We start from the raw sequence: 14,782 nt of genomic DNA, 5'->3' as shown, positions 1-14,782 counted from the left end.
GTGGGCGGAGGGCCCCCTCCACCATGCTTCGCATGGTCCCTCCCCGCGAGCGGGGAGGATCAGCTCTCGTCCTCCCACGTCTTCTCGCGCAGGTTGAGGTGGCCCAGCCTCCGCCTGGCCAGACGCGGCCCTAGGAAGCGGTAGAAATACCAGTCCTTCGCCGCCGCCGGGCTGAGATGGTAGAGCAGCCGCTCCGCCAGCGTCCAGCGCACGCGACGTCGGTCGCCGCGGCGGTCGGACGGCACGCACCACAGGTCGTAGGGGTAGACCACGCGCCCCTGCTGCACCACGCGCTGCATCACCTCGTGGTCCATCAGCACATAGGGCCAGTGGCGCTCGGCATAGCCCCCCGCCGCCACCAGCGCGGCGGCGCGGAAGGTCTGGCCGAAGCCGCCGGTGTGGGTCTGCTTGGGCCACAGGCGGCTGACGAGCTGGTTGTGCCGCCGCTTGCGACGCGCCTTCTCCGGATCGAGCGGCACGTCGGTCGCCATCGCGGCGACCACGCGCGGGTCCACGTCCAGCGCGGCCTCGGCGGTGGCGAGATAGTGCGGCGGATAGAAGGTGTCGGCGTCGCCGAACGCGACATAGTCGGTGGCGATCGCCGCCATCGCACGTTCGAGCGCCATGATCTTGCCCGGCCGCGGCTCGGTGAGATGCACGAGCTCGATCCCGTCACTCGCGAACGCGCGGGCGATCGCCGCCGAGGAGTCGGTCGAGCCGTTGTCGACCAGCACGAGCCGGAACGGCCGCAGCGTCTGCGCCGCGAGGCTGGCGAGCGTGTCGGCGAGATAGGCCTGCTCGTTGTAATAGGCGATCACGAAGGTCCAGCGCATCAGCGCGCCTCCGCCAGCCGCAGCAGCGTGCGACACGCCGGCGCGCTCGAGCGCGGCCCATGAGTCGCCAGCACGTGCGCGCGCGCCGCCGCGCCCATCTCGACCATGCGCCGCTCGTCCCGCAGCAGCGCGGCGACGAGCGGGCGATAGTCGCGCTCGGTCACGCGCAGCCCGCAGGCGTCGGGCAGCACGTCGGCGCCGATGCGGTCGGCGAAGGCCACGACCGGGCGCGCGCAGGCCATCGCCTCGGGGATGGCGCGCGGGAAATAGTCGCGCCGGCCGGCGTGGAAGAACAGCCCGGTCTGCGCGAGCAGGTCGGGGACGCGCGCGTGGGGGACGTGGCCGAGCCAGTCGATGTCGGGGAAGCGCCGCTTCATCACCGCCTCCTGCGGCCCGCCGCCCGCGACCGCGACGCGATGCTGGCGCGAGAGCATGCCCACCTCGGCGAAGCTCTTCCACCGCGTCACGCGGCTGACCGACAGCAGCGCCCAGGCGCGCTCGGCCGCCTGTGGGCGGAACAGCTCGGTGTCGATCGTCTTGGGCAGCCGCTCCATCCGCTCGCGTGGGATCGCGCGCCGCAGCCAACCGCCCGCCGCCAGCGCCTCCTCCTGCACCGCGCTCTCGGTGAGCAGCAGGCTGGCGTGCGGCACCAGCCGACTCCAATAGTCGCCGCCGATGATCAGCGCGAAGCGGCGCCGGTCGGGGCGCAGGCAGCGGTCGTAGAGGCGATAGCCCGCGCCGCCGTTGGTGCCGATCAGCACGAACAGGTCGGCCGGATCGGCGCGCGCCGCCGCGACCATCGCGTCGCTGTGATGATCGCGCGACTTCGCCCCGCCGCCGGTGCGCGCGAACAGCCGGATCGTGTAGGGCAGGCCGATCGGCGCGGCCGGGCGATGCTCGGCGCTCGCCTCGGCGACGCCCCATAACTCGACATCCACCCCCATCGCGGCTAACAGCGCCGGCATCCGACGGTCGCGATTGTCCCATCGCAGCCACTCCGCCGGATCGGCGACGCCGTGGTAGGTCGGGTAGGTGAGGACGAAGATGATGCGTGTCATGGGCCCGGGTCGCACGCCCGTACCAGCGCCGGCACGCGCTGCCTAGGTTGACGCCCGTGAACGATTTTCCTGCCCCCGCCCGGTTCGCAGAGGAGGGCCCGCGGGTCTCCTGCCTGATGGTCACCGCCGACCGGCGCCGGCTCGCCGAGCGCTCGGTCGACTGCTTCCTCGCGCAGACCTATCCCAACCGCGAGCTGGTGATCGTGGACGACGGCAGCGAGGATTACGCGCCGATCCTCGCGCGCGTCCCGGCCGAGCGCCTGATCCACCATCGCCTGGCCAAGGATCCCGCGACGACGCTGGGCGAGCTGCGCAACCTCTCGCTCGACCTCGCGCGCGGCGCGCTGATGGCGCATTGGGATGACGACGACTGGTTCGCGCCGCAGCGGTTGGCGCGCTCGGTCGAGACGCTGGACGACAAGGCCGCGGTCTGGGCCGAGGCGACGCTGATGCACCTCGACGACCCCGCCTGGGTCGACCGGCCCTATCTCAGCTGGTTCAAGGGCGGTGCCCCGAGCACGATCGTCCACCGCCGGCGCGACGACATCCGCTATGCCAGCGAACGCAAGGGCGAGGACAGTACTTTCCGCGACGCCTGGCTGCGGCTCGGCACCGCGCTGATCCCCAGGAGCGAGGCGCACCTGCTGATCCGCTGCTTCCACGGCAGCAACACCTGGGACCGCGGTCATTTCGAGCGGCGGCTGGCGCTGCGCCCGGCGCAGATCGTCGAGTGGACGCTGCGCCGCTGGACCGGCACCACCGCCGGCTATTCCGCCTTCCGACTGTCGCCCGCGCAGCGCGCCGCGTTCGACGCCTATGTCGCGCAGTCGCGCGCGCTGGGGCTGTTTTGAGCGACCCGGACGCGCCGCCCGCGACCGGGTGGCAGGCGTGGGGCGAGCGGCCGTGGGTGCGCCGGCTGGGCTGGGCGGCGCGCGCGCTGTTCTTCGCCGGGATGGTCACCTGGATGGTGCTCAAGGTGAACGCGATCGGCTGGGCCCAGGTGGCGCGGTCGTTGCCGACGAACCCGTTGTTCTACCTGTTGTTCGTCGTCACCTTCCTGGTGCTGCCGGCCTCCGAGATCGCGGTGTTCCGCACCATCTTCGCGCGCCCGTTGCCGGGTGCCTTCCCGGTGCTGGTGCGCAAGCGCATCCTCAACAGCGCGCTGGTCGGCTATTCGGGCGAGCTGTACCTCTTCGTGTGGCTGCGCCGCGTGATCGGGCTGCGCGCCAAGACGATCGCGATCGGGCTGAAGGACAATGCCATCCTCTCGGCGGTGTCGTCGGGGCTGGTGACGCTGCTGCTGCTGCTCGGCTTCGCGGCGGCGGGGAACGGACGGCGCATCGCGGCGTGGCTCGATCCCGGCCCGGCGCTGGTGATCGCGGGCGGCGTCGGCGCGGTGTTCCTGGTGCCGCTGCTGTTCCGACTGCGGCGCCAGCTGATCGCGATGCCGCTGCCACTCGCCGCGCGCGTGCTGGCGATCCACGTCGCGCGGATCGCGGGCGTGGTGCTGCTCCAGGCGACGCAATGGGCGGTGGTGCTGCCGCAGGAGCCGTGGAGCGTGTGGCTGGTGTTCCTCACCGCGCAGATGGTGATCTCGCGGCTGCCGATCGTGCCCAACCGCGACCTGCTGTTCCTCAGCGCCGCGCTGGAGATGAGCGGCACGATCAACGGCCCGCGCGAGGCGATGGCGGGTCTGCTGCTCGCCGGCGGCGCGCTGACGCAGGGGAGCAACCTGATCTTCTACCTGCTCACCGCGCTGTGGAAGCAGCCGGAGGTAGAGAGCCGTGAGGCCCTGGCGGCGGAGGAAGAGGCGGAGCGCGCGGTCTAGGTCGCGGCGCGCCGGGTCACCGCACCACCGCCGCCACCTCCGCGGGCGTCCAACCGCCGCCCATCGCCTGGTACAAAGCGACATAGCTGGTCAGCCGGTCGGCCTGCGCCTGCACCAGCGACAGCTCCGCGGTGAGCAGGGTGCGCTGCGCGTCGAGCTGCTCGAGATAGGCCGAGTATCCCGCGCGATAGCGGTTGGTGGCATTCTCCAGCGCGCCGCGCGAGGCGTCGGCCTGCGCCGCCAGCGCCGCGGCCTGCTCGCCGGTGCGGCGCACGCCGACGAGCGAGTCGTCGACCTCGCGGAACGCCACCAGCGCGGCGCGACGATAGGCATAGGCGGCCTGGTCGCGCCGCGCGGTGGCGACCCGCTCCTGCGCGCGGAGCCGGCCGCCGTCGAAGATCGGCCCCAGCACGCTCGCCCCGAGCGAGAAGATCACCTCGGGCTGCGCGAGCGCGGTCGAGAGCACCAGGTTGCCCGCACCGGTCAGCGACAGGCTGGGCAGCATCGCGGCGCGCTGGCTGTCAAGCGTGCGGTCGGCCGCCACCAGGGTCTGCTCGGCCTGGTAGAGGTCGGGGCGGCGGCGCAGCAGCTGCGCGGGCAGTCCGCCCGGCAGCGGCGGGGTCGCGAGCCGGTCGAGCGCCAGCCCGCGCGCCACGGCCCGCGGCGAGTCGCCGGTGAGCAGCGCCAGTGCATTCTCCTGCCGCGCGATCGCCAGCTCGGCGGCGGGGACGAGCTGCTGCGTGGCGGCATATTCCGCCTGCGCCTGACGGTACTCGAGCCGGGACGAATAGCCGGTCTCGTAGCGCCGCCGCGCGATCCGCAGCGCCTCGGCGCGCGCCGTGAGGGTCTGCCGCGCGATCGCCAGCCGCTGGTCGAGCGCGCGCAGCGTGACATAGCCCGAGGCAGCGGTGGCCGCGGTCGCGAGCCGTACCGTGTCGCGCGCCGCGGCGGTGGCGAGCAGCTGCGCGCGCGCGGCGCGGCTCGCCTGGCGCAGCCGTCCGAACAGGTCGAGGTCGTAGCTGAGCTGCACGCCGGGCTGCACCGCGGCCGCGCGCGCGGTGGTGCCGAGCGCGCTGATCGACTGGCCCTGCGACTCGGGCACCGTGCCGCCTAGCTGAGGGAGCAGCTGCGCGCGCGCGAGCGCCTCGGCGGCGCGCGCCTCCTCGACGCGGGCGGCGGCGGCGAGCACGTCGAGGTTGTTCGCCAGCGCGCGCTCGACCAGGGCGGTGAGCACCGGATCGCCGAACCCCTGCCACCACGCCGCGCTCACCGGCGAGGCGTCTGGCGCGGTCAGCGCGCTCCGCCACGCCGGGGGTGGCGTGACGGTGGCGTCGGGCGGCGCGGCGCGGCGGGGGCCGGGCAGGGCGCAGGCGGCGAGAAGGAGCGGGAGGAGCAGCGCGCGGAGGGTACGGGGGGCGGAGCGGCTCGTGGGCGGTCCGCTGGTGAGTCCGGCTCGCTTCTCCACACTCCTGCCGTCATCCCGGACTTGGTCCGGGATCCACTGTCCCGCATATGCAGCGGCCGGCGAGTGCGCGGGCGGGTGGATCCCGGACCAAGTCCGGGATGACGTCAGGGTGGGAGGCACGGGCAGCGTCGCGCCATCGACGCCACGTCCGCCTGTCACCCGAGCGCGCCCCTTCATCGCGGCGCCGGCGTGCCGGCGGTGTCGACCCGTGCCTGCACCGACATGCCCGGGCGCAACCGTGCCGCCAACGCCTGCCCCGGCTCAATCCGGATGCGCACCGCGATCCGCTGCGGCACCTTGGTGAAATTGCCCGTCGCATTGTCCGACTTGAGCACCGCGAACTCGCTCCCCGCCGCCGGCGAGATACGCTCCACGCGCCCGTACAGCCGCGCGTCGGCGAGCGCGTCGACGGTGAAGCTGGCGCGCTGCCCCACCGCGATGCGCGCGGTCTGCGCCTCCTTGTAATTGGCGATCACCCAGGTCTCCGCGGGCACCAGGAACATCAGCTGCGAGCCCGCGGTGACGTACTGGCCGACGCGCACGCCCACCTCGCTCAGCCGCCCTGCCTCGGGCGCGCGGATCACGGTGTTGGCGAGGTCGATGCGCGCCAGTCGCAGCGCCGCCTGCGCGCCCGACACGCCCGCCTCCTGCCCGCCGCGCCCGACCTCGACGGTGCGGATGTCTTGCCGCGCGATCTCGCGCGCCGCCCGGGCCTGCTCGAGCTGCGCCTGCGCCTGGCGCAGCGTCGCGAGCGTCTGGTCGCGCTCGCGCAGGCTGACCGAGCCATCGGTGACCAGGTCGTTGACCCGGTTCATGTCCGCCTGCGCGCGGAGCAGCTGCGCGCGCGCGCTCGCCAACGCGGCCTCCTGCCCACCGAGGCTCGCCTGGCGGCTGGCCGCGGCCTGGACGCTGTTGGCGAGCGTGGCGCGCGCGTTCTCGACCTGCGCCTCGGCCTGCTCGACACGCTGCCGGTAGATGCGCTGGTCCACCACCACCAGCGGCTGGCCGGGGCGCACGGTCGCGAAGTCGCGCACCAGCACCTGCGCGACATAGCCCGAGACCTGCGGCGCGATCACGGTGGTGCGGCCGCGGACGTAGGCGTTGTCGGTCGACACCGCGTCGCTGGTGAAAGGCCACATCCGCCACGCCGCCAGCACCGCGAGCACGCCCGCGAGCGCGAGCAGTCCGATCAGCAGCGTCGCGGTCGCGGATAGCCGCGGCGGGCGCCAGCCCGACCCGGTCGGCGCCGGCGCCGCGGCGGCCGCCTCGGCGGCGCGCTCCTCGGTTAGGGGGTCGGGGGCGACGGGCGAGCGGGGGTCGGTCATGCGATACTCTGGCGACGCGCGCGCCACTCGCGGCGCAGCAGGAGGAAGAGGAGGTACAGGAAGGTCAGCGCGGCGAGTATCGCGATCAGCCGGAACACGTCGTCATAGGCGAGCACGTTGGCCTCGCGCGTCGCCGCCTGCGCCAGCAGCGCGCCGCCCTCGGCCGAGCGCAGCCCCGGGTCACCGAGCACGCGCGCCACGCCGCCGGACCCCGCGGCGAGCCGCGCCTGCACCTGCGGGTCGGTGGGATCGACCAGCTGCACCAGCGCGGCGCTGTTCGCCTTCTCGCGGACGATCTGATAGGTGCCGAGCAGCGCCGCGCCGGCCAGCCCGCCGATCGAGTTGAGCACGCCGAACAGCGCGATGAAGCTGATCACGTGGCCGGTCCCCTCCTTCAGCGCGCGGGTCATGCCGAACAGCAGCGAGGGGCCGAGGAAGAAGGCGCCGGCGAAGGCGATGGTCGCCTGGGTGAGATACAGCTGCGGCGCGCGGGTCAGGCTCGTCGAGGAGGAATCGATCCAGGCCGCGACCGCGACCAGCCCGATCGCGAGCATCACCGGGTGCGCCAGTCGGTCGACGTCGAGCGTCGCGGCACTGACGACGAAGCCCGCCGCGGTGGCGAGGAAGATGATCGTGAAGAACGCGCCGAGCTGGTCGTTGTTCTGCCCCAGCACGGTGAGCAGCCCGACCGCGCCATAGGTCTGTTCGGACAGCACGACCCGCGCCATCAGCGTCACCACCGCGAAGCGCAGGATATCGGCGCTGCCGAGCCAGCGCGTGTTGAGCAGCGGGTTGGCACGATGATGCTCGATCACCAGCGCGGCGGCGAGCATCGGGATGGCGGCGAGCAGCGCCCAGCCGATCCAGCGCGCCTCGGTCCACCACACGTAGCGCCCCAGGCCCAGCACCGCGGCGAACAGCCCCATCGCCCCGGCGTAGAGCGCGAAGGTGAGGAAATCGAGTTTCTCGAACGCTGGCTGGCGGGTCGTCGGCGGTAGGCGCACCATCGTCACCGCGGCCAGGCTCAGCGCGGCCAGGCCGAGCTCGAACAGGTACAGCGTGCGCCACTGGCTCATGGCCAGCAGCTCGGGCGAGAAGAGCCGCGCGAGCGGGGTGGCGAGCTGCGGCGCGCCCAGACCGAGCACCAGCGCGCGCAGCCGCCACTTCGCCGGGAAGGCCTGCATGAGATAGTAGAGCGCGAAGGTGCTCAGCGGCGCCGCCGCCAGCCCGCTCGCCGCGCGCACCAGGATCGCCGAGGCGAAACCGTGGACGAACAGGTGCGCGAGCGTGACCGCGACATAGATGCCCACGAACAGCAGCGCGAAGGGGCGCAGCCCGAACTGCTGCCGGAACTTGATCAGCAGCAGGTTGATGCTGACGTTGGTCATCACATAGACCGTCGGCAGCCAGGCGATCTCCGACGGGTCGAGCCCGAGCGCGCCCGCCAGCGTCGTCGTGTTCGCCGCCACCAGCGCGTTGCCGAAACCGCCGGTGAGCCCCACCAGGAGCGCGACCAGGCCGTAGGCGAGGCGGCGGCGCATCGGGTGCTCGGGCGAGCCCGGCGAGCCGGGCATGACGGGGCGCTCGTGCGGGGCGAACTCCCAGCGTTCCTCGCTCACGAAGTCGCGCAGCCGCGTCAGCACCGCCATGTCGCCGTCTGGTGCACCCCCCTCGCGGCCCGTCGCCGGCCGATGCGGAGTAGGACGCACGGAGCGCAGGCAAGTTCATCCGGGTGAGCTGCCCGCTGCGCTCTCCGCCGTTATCCCGGGCCGGTTCCGGGACCCACCGTCCCGCGAGCGGCGCGGGCGAGGCGGATCCTCGACCGTGTCCGTATCGCGACAGTCCGGGTGACGCATCGGACCCGCGCCAGCCGCGTCACTCCACCCAGTCGAGCCCGATGTCGCGGTAGACGCCGCGGTCCTCGTCCCAGCCGGGCTTGACCTTGACGTGCAGGTAGAGGTGCACCGGCCGATCGAGCAGCACCGCCAGCTCGGCCCGCGCCCGCGCGCCGATCTCGCGGATGCGCGTGCCGCCCTTGCCGAGCACGATCGCGCGCTGGGTCACGCGCTCGACCAGGATCTGCTGGTGGATCTCGGCCGAGCCGTCCTCGCGCTCGCTGAACTTCTCGGTCTCGACCACGCTGGCATAGGGCAGTTCGGCGTGGAGCTGGAGATAGAGCTGCTCGCGCGTCACCTCGGCCGCCAGCGCGCGCTCGGACGCGTCGGACACCTGGTCCTCGGGATAGTGCCACGGCCCCGCGGGCATCGCCGCCGCCAGCGCGCGCTTGAGCTGGGGCAAACCGTCGCCGGTCTGCGCCGAGACGAAGAAGGTCTCGGCGAAGGGCAGCATCGCGTTGAGCTTCTCCGCGTGGGTCAACAGCTTGGGCTTGTCGGCGAGGTCCACCTTGTTGAGCACAAGGTAGATCGGCTCGCGCCGCTCCGTCAGCGATTCGACGATCTCGGTCACCTTCGGGCCGAGCCCGCCCTTGCCGTCGACCACCAGCGCGATCACGTCGGCGCCCTCCGCACCGCCCCAGGCCGCCGCCACCATCGCGCGGTCGAGCCGGCGGCGCGGCGCGAAGATGCCGGGCGTGTCGACCAGCAGCAGCTGGGTCTCGTCCTGCAGCGCCACGCCCATCAGCCGAGCGCGCGTGGTCTGCGCCTTGGGGCTGACGATCGCCACCTTCTGCCCGACGAGGGCATTGACCAAGGTAGACTTCCCCGCGTTGGGCGCGCCCACCACCGCGACCAGGCCGCAGCGCGTCGCGGGCGAATGTTGCGAATGTTGAGTCACCGGCGCGTTATCGTCCACGCCGCTCACTCGCCCGCGAACGCGTTCTTGAGCCGCGAGAAGAAGCCCTGGCTCTGCGGGCATTCCTCGCCCGTCTCGGTCTCGCGGAACTCCTCCAGCAAGGCGCGCTGGCGCGTGCTGAGCTTGGACGGCGTCTCCACCTCGACCTGGATCACCAGGTCGCCGAAGCCGCGCCCCTGGAGCACGGGCATGCCCGCGCCGCGCTGGCGCAGTTGCTTGCCCGACTGGATACCCGCGGGGATCTTCACCTCGTGGCGCTTGCCGTCGAGTCCGGGGATCGACATCGTCCCGCCGAGCGCCGCGGTCGTGAAGCTGATCGGCGCGCGCGCGAACAGGGTCGTGCCCTCGCGCTCGAAGATCCCGTGCCGCTTGACGTGGAGGAAGATGTAGAGGTCGCCCGAGGGCGCGCCGCGCGCGCCCGCCTCGCCCTCGCCGGTGAGCCGCACGCGCGTGCCCTCGTCGACGCCCGGCGGCACGTTCACCGCGAGCGTCTTGGTCTTCTCCACGCGCCCCTCGCCGCGGCAGTCGGGGCAGGGATCGGTGATCACCTCGCCCGAGCCGTGGCACAGCGGACAGGCCCGCTCGACCACGAAGAAGCCCTGCTGCGCGCGCACCTTACCATGGCCGTGGCAGTGCTGGCAGGTGTGCGCGTGGGTGCCCGGCTTGGAGCCGGAGCCGTGGCAGGAGTCGCACGCGGCGGAGATGTCGACGGTGATCTCCGTCTCCTTGCCGTGATACGCCTCCTCCAGCGTGATCTCCATGTCGTAGCGCAGGTCGGCGCCGCGGCGCACCTGGCGACCGCCGCCGCGCTGCCCGCCCATGAACTCGCCGAACACGCTCTCGAAGATGTCGGAGAAGCCCGCGAAGTCCTGCGCGCCGCCGCCCGCGCCGCCGCCGTTCCGGAAAGCGGCGTGGCCGAAGCGGTCATAAGCGGCGCGCTTCTGCGGGTCCTTGAGGCACTCATAGGCCTCGCTGACCGCCTTGAAGCGCGCCTCGCTGTCCTTGCAGCCGGCGTTCTTGTCGGGATGGTATTTCATCGCGAGCTTGCGGTACGACGCCTTGATCGTCGCCGCGTCCGCGGTCCGCTCGCACTCGAGCAGCTCGTAATAGTCGATCTCGGTCATGCAGCGCCCCTGCGCCCGTCGCCGCCACCCCGGCCCAGGCCGGTATGGCGGGAGAGGCCCATGTCAGTTCACTCCGGCGCGGATCACGCCTTGTGGTTGTCGTCGACTTCCGAGAATTCGGCGTCGACCACGTCGTCCTTCGGCGCGTCGGCGGTCGCGGTCTCGCCCTGCGGCGCGGCTTCGCCCTGCTGCTGCTTCTCGTAGATCGCCTGGCCCAGCTTCATCGCGACCTGCGCGAGCGCCTGGCTCTTCTCGTTCATCTGCTCGGGATCGTTCGACTCGACCGCCTTCTTGGCGGCGTCGACCGCGCCCTGGATCTCACCGCGGAGCGACTCGTCGACCTTGTCGCCGTTGTCGGCGAGCTGGCGCTCGGTGGTGTGGATCAGCGACTCGGCGTTGTTCTTCGCCTCGGCCGCGGCGCGGCGCTTCTTGTCCTCCTCGGCGAACGACTCGGCGTCGCGCACCATCTGGTCGATGTCGGCGTCGGACAGGCCGCCCGAGGCCTGGATGCGGATCTGCGTCTCCTTGCCGGTGCCCTTGTCGCGCGCCGAGACGTTGACGATGCCGTTGGCGTCGATGTCGAACGTCACCTCGATCTGCGGCACGCCGCGCGGCGCCGGCGGGATGCCCACCAGGTCGAACTGGCCGAGCAGCTTGTTGTCCGCCGCCATCTCGCGCTCGCCCTGGAACACCCGGATCGTCACCGCCTGCTGGTTGTCGTCGGCGGTCGAATAGACCTGGGTCTTCTTGGTCGGGATCGTGGTGTTGCGGTCGATCATGCGCGTGAACACGCCGCCCAACGTCTCGATGCCGAGCGAGAGCGGGGTCACGTCGAGCAGCAGCACGTCCTTGACGTCGCCCTGCAGCACGCCCGCCTGGATCGCCGCGCCCATCGCGACCACCTCGTCGGGGTTCACGCCGGTGTGCGGGTCCTTGCCGAAGAACTGCTTCACGATCTCGCGCACGCGCGGCATGCGCGTCATGCCGCCGACCAGCACGACGTCGGCGATGTCGTTGGCGGAGACACCCGCGTCGGCCATCGCCTTCTTGCACGGATCGAGCGTGCGCTTGATCAGGTCCTCGACCAGCCGCTCCAGGTCGGCGCGGGTGATCGTCTTGACGAGGTGCTTCGGGCCGTTCTGGTCGGCGGTGATGAAGGGCAGGTTGACCTCGGTCGACTGCGCCGACGACAGCTCGATCTTGGCCTTCTCCGCGGCCTCCTTGAGGCGCTGCAGCGCGAGCTTGTCCTTGGTGAGGTCGATGCCCTCGTCCTTCTGGAAGCCCTGCGCGAGATAGTCGACGATCTTGTTGTCGAAGTCCTCGCCGCCGAGGAAGGTGTCGCCGTTGGTGGCCTTCACCTCGAACACGCCGTCGCCGATCTCGAGGATCGAGACGTCGAACGTACCGCCGCCGAGGTCATACACCGCGATCGTCTTGCCGTCCTGCTTGTCGAGGCCGTAGGCGAGCGCCGCGGCGGTCGGCTCGTTGATGATCCGCAGCACCTCGAGGCCCGCGATTTGGCCGGCATCCTTGGTCGCCTGGCGCTGCGCGTCGTTGAAATAGGCCGGGACGGTGATCACCGCCTGGGTGACCGTCTCGCCGAGGTAGGACTCGGCGGTCTCCTTCATCTTCTGCAGCGTGAAGGCACTGATCTGCGACGGGCTATACTCTTTGCCGCCGGCGCTGACCCAGGCGTCGCCGTTGCTGCCACGCACGATCTTGTACGGGACGAGCTCGGTATCCTTCTTGGTGACGGGATCGTCGAAGCGACGGCCGATCAGGCGCTTCACCGCGAAGATCGTGTTGTCGCCGTTGGTCACGGCCTGGCGCTTCGCCGGCTGGCCGATCAGCCGCTCGCCGTCCTTGGCGAAGGCGACGATCGACGGCGTGGTGCGCGCGCCCTCCGCATTCTCGATGACCTTGGCCTTGCCGCCTTCCATCACGGCGACGCACGAGTTCGTGGTGCCGAGGTCGATACCGATAACTTTTGCCATGAGTGCTTTGCCTAGCCCCTGCGTTGACTGTGTTGCGGCGATCGCGCCCCGTTACGGCAGCGCAACCGCGATGACGAAGCGCGATATAGGTGCGCGGTCGCGCCCCGCAAGTTCGCGGCGGCGGTGTGGCGGGGACCGACCGGGAACGATTGCCCGACTCGCGCGTGTCCCTTAGGGAGGCACGATGATGCAGACCGCCCGTATCTACCAGCGCCCGAAGAACGCCATGCAGTCGGGCAAGGCCCGCACCGATCACTGGCAGCTCGAGTTCGAGCCGGGCGAGCCCAAGAAGGCCGACGCGCTCACCGGCTGGGCGGGCAGCGGCGACACGCGCGATCAGGTCAAGCTTGGCTTCCCGACGTGCGAGGCGGCGGTGGCCTATGCCGAGCAGCAGGGGCTGCGCTACACGGTGATCCCGACCCCGACCAAGACGCTGAAGCTGCAGAGCTACGCGGACAATTTCCGGTAGGTCCGTTCGGGGGAGAAGCGCCCGCACTCCTCCCCGCGCGCGGGGAGGGGGACCAGCCGCGGGCTGGTGGAGGGGGGCTTCCACGGGCGGTAGCGTTAGCGGTGAGCCCCCTCCACCACCCGGCTGCGCCGGGCGGTCCCCCTCCCCGCCAGCGGGGAGGATCTGAGGTCTAGGTCTGATCCGCCTCCATCGGTCCGTGCTCCCGCGTCCGTAGGAGCATCCCGCTGGGTCAGGTCAGATGGATCAGCCTCCAGGCCGCGTCGAGGGTCAGCTGATCCTGCCTAGGAAGGACGACGCGCCCTAATTGGAGCGCTCCCCCAGCATCGCCTCCGGCCGCACCACGCGGTCGAACGTCGCTTCGTCCACCAGCCCGAGCTCCAGCCCGGCCTCGCGCAGCGTCTGCCCGCGCTCATGCGCGTGCTTGGCGATCTTGGCGGCGGCGTCGTAGCCGATCTCGGGCGCGAGCGCGGTCACCAGCATCAGAGAACGCTCGACCAGCTCGGCGATCCGCCCCTCGTTGGCGCGCAGGCCGTCCACGCAGCGCAGCGCGAAGCTCTCGCACCCGGTCGCGAGCAGGTCGATCGAGCGCAGCACCGCCGCGCCGAGCATCGGCTTGAAGACGTTGAGCTCGAGATGCCCCTGCGCGCCGCCCACGGTGATCGCCACGTGGTTGCCGATCACCTGCGCGGCGACCATCGTCAGCATCTCGCACTGGGTCGGGTTGACCTTGCCGGGCATGATCGAGCTGCCCGGCTCGTTGGCGGGCAGGTCCAGCTCGCCCAGCCCGCTGCGCGGCCCCGAGCCGAGCAGGCGGATGTCGTTGGCGATCTTGTTGCACGCCACCGCCAGCGTGTTGAGCACGCCCGAGAGATGGACCAGCGGGTCGTTGCTCGCCAACGCCTCGAAGAGATTCTCCGCCGGCGCGAACGGCACGCCGGTGATCGCGGCCAGCTCGGCGGCGACGTCGCGCGCGAAGCCCTTCGGCGCGTTGAGCCCGGTACCTACCGCGGTGCCGCCCTGCGCGAGCCGGTCGGTGCCATGCTCCACCGCCGGTTCGATCCGGCGGAGGCAGCGGTGCAGCTGGTGCGCGTAGCCCGAGAACTCGTCGCCGAGCGTCAGCGGGGTCGCGTCCTGCAGGTGGGTGCGCCCGATCTTGACCAGACCGGCCCACTCGCGCGCGCGCGCGTCGAGCGAGGCGTGCAGCGTCTCCACCGCGGGGATCAGCCGTTGGCGCACCGCGAGCGAGCAGGCGACGTGGAGCGCGGTGGGGAAGCTGTCGTTGGACGACTGGCCGCGGTTGACGTCGTCGTTGGGGTGGACGGGCGACTTGCCGCCGCGCTCGCCGGTGAGGATCTCGTTGGCGCGCCCCGCGATCACCTCGTTGACGTTCATGTTACTCTGCGTGCCGCTGCCGGTCTGCCAGATCACCAGCGGGAACTGGTCGTCGAGCAGCCCCTGCGCGATCTCCTGCGCCGCGGCCTCGATCGCCTCGGCCTTCTCGGCGGCGAGCCCGTGGCGGCGGTTCACCCGCGCGGCCGCCTGCTTCACCAGCGCGAGCGCGCGGACGATCTCGATCGGCATGCGCTCGCGCGCGCCGAAGGGGAAGTTCTCCAGGCTGCGCTCGGTCTGCGCACCCCAATAGGCGCTGGCGGGCACCGCGATCGCGCCGATGGAGTCGGTCTCGGTGCGGTTGGGGGCGGGATCGGGGGGCGCGTCGGTCATGCCGGCGCAACGCGCGGCGCGGCGGGGCGTTGCGCCGGCGCCGACCCGAGGCGGCGCGCGGACTTCGGCACGGACGCGACCGCGGCGCGGCGGGAATCCGCACGCCGGGTCACCGAAGCCACCGGGTCGCTCGCCTGAAAACCCCGCTTTTCC

At 71.8% G+C, this 14,782-nt stretch carries 12 protein-coding genes; 3 read left to right on the top strand and 9 right to left on the bottom strand.

Going from position 1 to position 14,782, the window contains the following annotated elements; translation table 11 throughout:
• Nucleotides 1-59 precede the first annotated feature (59 nt).
• A complete protein-coding gene (locus KZ813_RS14300) occupies nt 60-833 on the bottom strand; it encodes a glycosyltransferase family 2 protein (RefSeq protein WP_219755660.1) in 774 nt (257 codons plus the stop codon).
• Nucleotides 833-1,891 carry a glycosyltransferase gene (locus KZ813_RS14295; RefSeq protein WP_219755659.1) on the bottom strand — a complete coding sequence of 353 codons (1,059 nt, stop codon included), beginning with the start codon at nt 1,889-1,891 and terminating at the stop codon, nt 833-835. The genes KZ813_RS14300 and KZ813_RS14295 overlap by 1 nt, the downstream gene beginning before the upstream one ends.
• A 56-nt stretch (nt 1,892-1,947) precedes the next feature.
• Here KZ813_RS14295 and KZ813_RS14290 point away from each other — a divergent pair, with 56 nt between their 5' ends.
• Together KZ813_RS14290 and KZ813_RS14285 are read left to right on the top strand one after the other, a co-directional pair.
• On the top strand, nt 1,948-2,742 hold the full coding sequence (locus KZ813_RS14290; RefSeq protein WP_219755658.1) for a glycosyltransferase family A protein: 795 nt from the start codon (nt 1,948-1,950) through the stop codon (nt 2,740-2,742).
• Nucleotides 2,739-3,719: a hypothetical protein gene (locus KZ813_RS14285; protein WP_219755657.1), complete on the top strand. Its 981-nt coding sequence runs from the start codon at nt 2,739-2,741 to the stop codon at nt 3,717-3,719. Before KZ813_RS14290 ends, KZ813_RS14285 begins: the two co-directional genes overlap by 4 nt.
• 16 nt (nt 3,720-3,735) lie before the next feature.
• Here KZ813_RS14285 and KZ813_RS14280 read toward each other — a convergent pair whose 3' ends face one another.
• The 6 genes from KZ813_RS14280 to dnaK form a co-directional block, all read right to left on the bottom strand.
• On the bottom strand, nt 3,736-5,115 hold the full coding sequence (locus tag KZ813_RS14280) for an efflux transporter outer membrane subunit (protein ID WP_219755759.1): 1,380 nt from the start codon (nt 5,113-5,115) through the stop codon (nt 3,736-3,738).
• Nucleotides 5,116-5,357: 242 nt separating this feature from the next.
• Nucleotides 5,358-6,509 carry an HlyD family secretion protein gene (locus KZ813_RS14275; RefSeq protein WP_219755656.1) on the bottom strand — a complete coding sequence of 384 codons (1,152 nt, stop codon included), beginning with the start codon at nt 6,507-6,509 and terminating at the stop codon, nt 5,358-5,360.
• A complete protein-coding gene (locus KZ813_RS14270) occupies nt 6,506-8,158 on the bottom strand; it encodes an MFS transporter (protein ID WP_219755655.1) in 1,653 nt (550 codons plus the stop codon). Before KZ813_RS14270 ends, KZ813_RS14275 begins: the two co-directional genes overlap by 4 nt.
• Before the next feature lie 226 nt (nt 8,159-8,384).
• Nucleotides 8,385-9,302: a GTPase Era gene (era, locus tag KZ813_RS14265; RefSeq protein WP_308461899.1), complete on the bottom strand. Its 918-nt coding sequence runs from the start codon at nt 9,300-9,302 to the stop codon at nt 8,385-8,387.
• Nucleotides 9,303-9,325: 23 nt separating this feature from the next.
• Nucleotides 9,326-10,444: a molecular chaperone DnaJ gene (dnaJ, locus tag KZ813_RS14260; protein ID WP_219755653.1), complete on the bottom strand. Its 1,119-nt coding sequence runs from the start codon at nt 10,442-10,444 to the stop codon at nt 9,326-9,328.
• 83 nt (nt 10,445-10,527) lie between these two features.
• A complete protein-coding gene (dnaK, locus tag KZ813_RS14255) occupies nt 10,528-12,438 on the bottom strand; it encodes a molecular chaperone DnaK (protein WP_219755652.1) in 1,911 nt (636 codons plus the stop codon).
• Nucleotides 12,439-12,625: 187 nt separating this feature from the next.
• Here dnaK and KZ813_RS14250 point away from each other — a divergent pair, with 187 nt between their 5' ends.
• On the top strand, nt 12,626-12,907 hold the full coding sequence (locus KZ813_RS14250; protein WP_219755758.1) for an ETC complex I subunit: 282 nt from the start codon (nt 12,626-12,628) through the stop codon (nt 12,905-12,907).
• Nucleotides 12,908-13,207: 300 nt separating this feature from the next.
• Here KZ813_RS14250 and fumC read toward each other — a convergent pair whose 3' ends face one another.
• A complete protein-coding gene (fumC, locus tag KZ813_RS14245; RefSeq protein ID WP_219755651.1) occupies nt 13,208-14,629 on the bottom strand; it encodes a class II fumarate hydratase in 1,422 nt (473 codons plus the stop codon).
• Nucleotides 14,630-14,782: the final 153 nt, after the last annotated feature.

Origin of the sequence: Sphingomonas folli, assembly GCF_019429525.1 — a bacterium.
Taxonomy (GTDB): domain Bacteria; phylum Pseudomonadota; class Alphaproteobacteria; order Sphingomonadales; family Sphingomonadaceae; genus Sphingomonas; species Sphingomonas folii.
This window is presented reverse-complemented; position numbering and strand designations above follow the sequence as displayed.